The sequence below is a fragment of the Paenibacillus sp. FW126-R14 genome (assembly GCF_058789495.1).
In genome coordinates, this window is sequence record NZ_JBYTBS010000120.1 from 1 (window position 1) to 4,958 (window position 4,958).

The 4,958-nt window shown below is 46.9% G+C and carries 3 protein-coding genes; all 3 read left to right on the forward strand.

The window, feature by feature from the left end; all coding sequences use genetic code 11:
* The first annotated feature begins 1,156 nt into the window (after positions 1–1,156).
* The 3 genes from AC3WRW_RS32835 to metG all read left to right on the forward strand — a co-directional run bounded on the left by AC3WRW_RS32835 (position 1,157) and on the right by metG (position 4,668).
* Entirely contained in the window at positions 1,157–1,870 is a 714-nt protein-coding gene (locus AC3WRW_RS32835; RefSeq protein ID WP_492550412.1) for a transposase, read from the forward strand.
* Positions 1,871–2,054: 184 nt separating this feature from the next.
* Complete coding sequence (yidD, locus tag AC3WRW_RS32840; protein WP_171682223.1) at positions 2,055–2,303, forward strand: membrane protein insertion efficiency factor YidD; 249 nt, start codon at positions 2,055–2,057, stop codon at positions 2,301–2,303.
* A 370-nt stretch (positions 2,304–2,673) separates the two neighbouring features.
* On the forward strand, positions 2,674–4,668 hold the full coding sequence (gene metG / locus AC3WRW_RS32845; protein ID WP_492550413.1) for a methionine--tRNA ligase: 1,995 nt from the start codon (positions 2,674–2,676) through the stop codon (positions 4,666–4,668).
* Positions 4,669–4,958: the final 290 nt, after the last annotated feature.

The following is a 4,958-nucleotide window of genomic DNA, read 5'->3' on the forward strand; positions in this document are numbered from 1 at the left end:
CCACACCCCACACCCCACACCATGGCCGCTCATTCCGTACCCCGAACACTACCCTGAGCCTCGGCATTCTGAACCTGGAACCCCACACCAAGGCCCCACAATCTTTGCCACGAACACCACCTCGAGAGCCCCTAGCATTCCGAACCATGAACACCACCTCGAGCATCCTTCTTTCTGGACCACGAACACTCCCCGATCCTTAGCATTCCGTACTACGAACACAACCCCGAGCCCCCGGATTCCGTACCCAGGACACATCCCCGATCCTCATCATTCGGTACCACGAACACCATCCCGAGCCCCCGGATTCTGAACATCGACCATCACCGCATTCTGTACCTTGAACTTTACACCGAGTCCCCATATTCTATACCACGAACACAACCCGAATCCTTAGCATTCCGCACCGCGAACACAACCCCGATTCTCAGCATTCCGTACACCGGACATTACTCCAATCCTCAGCATTCCTTACCACGAATACAACTCCAAGCCTCAGTATCCTGTACCGCGAACACAACCCCGATTCTCAGCATTCCGTACACCCGACATTACTCCAATCCTCAGCGTTCCGTACCAGGAACACAACCCCGAGCCCCCGGATTCTGAACATCGAACAACACAGCGAGCCCCCGCATTCTGTACTTTGAACTCTACACCGAGTCCCCATACTCTATACCTTGAACACCACCTCGAGCTCCCGGATTCTGAACATCGAACACCACCTCGAGCTCCCGGATTCTGAATATCGAACACCACCTCAAGCCTCCACATTCTTTACCACGAACACCACCTCGAGCATCCCTCATCCTGGACCTCGATTCCACAGTGGGCACCTTCGCACCGAACCTCTGAAGCATCAACCATCCCCTGCAGCGGTTATGAACCTAGCTCCCCAGGCCAGCAACATACTTCTTTTTTGGTCATTTTCTGTGGTATCTACAAAAAGCTTAAACTACTATGAATAACATTCTCTTATTTGAGAATCGAGCGCGCTTTATCCTAACTTTTACTCTCTTTTGTATATATCACAGAATTTGATGTTTTCCGATACACTCCCCTTGGTGAGGAAGAGTGACAAAAAAACTCACTTGACGAAAGAACGTATGTTCGATATAATAAAAGGAACAAATGTTCTATTTTGTGAGGTGGGACGATGGATCAGCAGTTTATGGACGAGCGCACAGATTTTTTTCAATCGGAAGAGGAATGCGAGCAGTTTTTGATGGATATGCGTTGGTCAAATGGGTTCTGCTGTCCACGCTGCGATAGTAACGAGGCTTTTAATATTCGAGCGCGTATAATATTAGAATGTAAAGAGTGCAGGATGCAGGTTTCTTTAACTGCCGGGACGATCATGCATAAATCGAAGTTACCGTTACTAGTTTGGTTTAAAGCCATTAAACTGTTAATAGAAAAGGGAATAGACTGTACGGCTAGTTTACTTTCTAGAGTTCTTCAAATTAATTATCGAAGCGCCCAATTGTTGTTGAAAAAAATTCAGTTTGCATTTGATTACACACAAAACAGGGTGAAGTTACTTAGTAAAGCAGCAATTGATTCCAACTCTGATTCAACTACTCCTGATAATCCCCAACATCTCGAAACTCCTCATCAGACTAGTCAAACTCAAAAAGACCAATCAACCTCAACCTGGGATATACATAAATATCTCGAATCCAAAATTGACAGATTAAACACTAGATTAACGTTCCACAACATGAGACTAAATAATTGCCAATACATTGCCCACCTAAAAGATCAGTCCAAACGCGGTCACGATGGCTTTAGTGTTTTTAATAATTATGTGAAAATGGCAATATCGAATATATTTTACCCTACGTTTCTTAAGTGTTTTCAAATTTCCTGAATCTTAGATGCAAAGTGATTTGACCCCGTACTGTTTTTCAGGCATGATGGAGGAGTATTGAGTATTGAGTATTGAGTATTGAGTATTGAGTATTGAGTATTGAGTATTGAGTATTGAGTATTGAGTATTGAGTAATAAATTATATGTAATGAGTATCATAGCCAGTTAAGGGGAGAAGCATAATATGAAAAGGACGCTGCAAGCTCCTATTCATTTCTATCGGAAATTCATATCGCCGCTGAAGCCGCCGACGTGCCGGTTCTATCCCACATGTTCGCAGTACGCACTGGAGGCAATTGAAGTTCATGGTGCTCTGAAAGGGACATGGCTATCAATGAAACGAATTTGCAAATGCCATCCTTTTCATCCAGGTGGGATTGATTATGTACCCCCGCGGCCGGAGAAATTAATTCATAACGATCAGTCAGCTTGACAGGCGGCTCTTTTTTTCGATATATTTGCCATAAGATGTTGAATATAGATTCGATGAACGGATAAGTACAGACGGAGACCTATGAACAGAGAGCCGGGGCAGGTGAAAGCCGGTATAGGATTAAGTTTGGAAGATGGTCCCGGAGAATAAGCCTTCGAGCTGCCCGATTGCGTAGAAGTAGTGAAATACGCTAAATTGGGGGTAAGCTGGCTTCGTTTCCCAGCGTTAATGGGCAAGTCGTTATAGACTTACTGAGCCCCGAGCTTGTGAAAGGCGGGGGAACCTGGGTGGTACCGCGTGAGTTCAGCTCTCGTCCCAAGATGGATGAGGGCTTTTTGTGTTTTTTACTTTTAGCTAGGAGGAATTTAGGATGACAACAAATTCGAAAACGTTTTACATCACGACCCCCATTTACTATCCAAGTGATAAGCTGCACATTGGTCACGCTTACTCAACAGTGGCTGGCGACGCGATGGCGCGTTACAAAAGACTTCGCGGCTTTGATGTGCGGTATTTAACTGGTACAGATGAACATGGGCAAAAGATTGAGCGAAAAGCCCAAGAGAAAGGAACAACGCCACAGGAATTCGTAGATGGCATTGTTGCTGGCATTAAGGAGCTTTGGAGCAAGCTCGATATTTCTTATGATGACTTTATTCGTACGACGGAAACGCGTCATAAGGATGCGGTTAGCAAGATTTTTCAAAAATTGCTGGATCAAGGGGATATTTATTTAGGCGAATACGAAGGTTGGTACTGTATTCCTGATGAGTCGTTTTTCCCGGAGAGCAAGCTGGTAGATGGGAAATGTCCGGACTGTGGACGCCCGGTTGAAAAGATGAAGGAGCAAACTTATTTCTTCCGTATGAGCAAGTATGCGGACCGTTTAGTGCAGTATTATGAGGAAAATCCGGATTTCATTCAGCCTGAGTCTCGTAAAAACGAGATGCTGAACAATTTTATTAAGCCGGGTCTTGAAGATTTGGCGGTGTCTCGCACGACGTTTGATTGGGGTATTAAGGTTCCGGGTGATCCTAAGCATGTGATTTACGTTTGGATTGATGCTCTGTCCAACTATATTACTGCGCTTGGTTATGGCTCTGATGATGCGGGTAATTTCGAGAAGTATTGGCCTGCGGATGTGCATTTAATGAGTAAGGAGATTGTTCGTTTCCATACGATTTACTGGCCGATTATGTTGATGGCGCTGGATTTGCCGCTTCCCAAAAAAGTATTCGCTCATGGCTGGCTGCTGATGAAGGACGGCAAAATGTCGAAGTCTAAAGGGAATGTGGTTGATCCCGTTACACTGATCGACCGTTATGGCTTGGATGCGCTTCGGTATTATTTGATGCGCGAAGTGCCTTTTGGGGCTGACGGAACGTTCACGCCGGAAAGTTTTGTGGAGCGGGTAAATCATGATCTTGCGAATGATTTGGGGAATCTGCTGAACCGTACGCTCGTTATGATCGATAAGTACTTCGATGGTAAGATTCCGGCGTACGTGGCTGGGGCTACCGAGTTCGATGACAGTCTTTTGGAGACTGTTAGGTCGGCGGTAGCGAAGTATGAAGAAGCGATGGAAAAAATGGAGTTTTCCATCGCACTATCTGCCGTGTGGCAGCTAATCAGCCGCACGAATAAGTACATTGACGAAACACAGCCTTGGTCGATGGTGAAGGATGAAGCCAAGCGTGAATCCCTTGGCTCCGTCATGTATGTGCTGGCTGAATCCCAGCGCATTTCGTCCGTACTGCTGCAGCCGTTCATGACAAAGACGCCGCAATTGATTTGGCAGCAGCTTGGCCTGGCTGCCGAGGATCTGCCGCGCTTAACCGCTTGGGAAAGCGTGCAGTCCTTTGGGCATCTCCCGTCCGGCACTATTGTGCAAAAGGGAGATCCGATGTTCCCGAGACTGGACGCAGCGGCAGAAGTCGCCTACATCGTCGAGGCTATGGGTGGCGGAGCGGCAGCCACCGCCAACGAAACCAAGGAAGCAGCGCCCGCTGCTTCATCGGCAGTGCCTGCGCCGGAGCCGAAGGACGAAATCGGGATTGACGATTTCGCCAAGGTCGAGCTGCGCGTAGCTCAAGTTCTATCGGCTGAGCCTGTGAAAGGCGCCGATAAGCTTCTAAAACTGCAGCTCGACCTGGGGTATGAGCAGCGGCAGGTCGTCTCAGGCATCGCGAAGTTTTATACGCCTGAGGAGCTGGCTGGACGCAAGGTTATCTGCGTCACGAATCTCAAGCCTGCCAAGCTTCGCGGCGAGCTGTCCCAAGGCATGATTCTCGCCGCTTCGCACGGCGACCAGTTGACGCTGGCAACAGTACCTGATTCGATGCCAAATGGCGCGATCGTAAAATAATAAGGATGACAGCACCCTTTCCCTATTTTTTCATAGTGAAAGGGTGTTTTGCATGTGTATGGGCAAGTAACAAAGTGGGGCAATCTAAGGAAAACTGACGATGGAGTGATAGGGATGAGCGCTGGATCTATTTTAAAAATAATCTGTATTTCAGTGATGGCTCTTGTTTTAACTTCTTGCTCTATTTTCGGAGGAGGCTCCGATAAGAAGAAAGAGGATGCCAAAAAAGAATCAAAATCAAAGGCATCCAGCAGCAGTAATAAAGAAGACGATAGTGTTATTAATCAGGA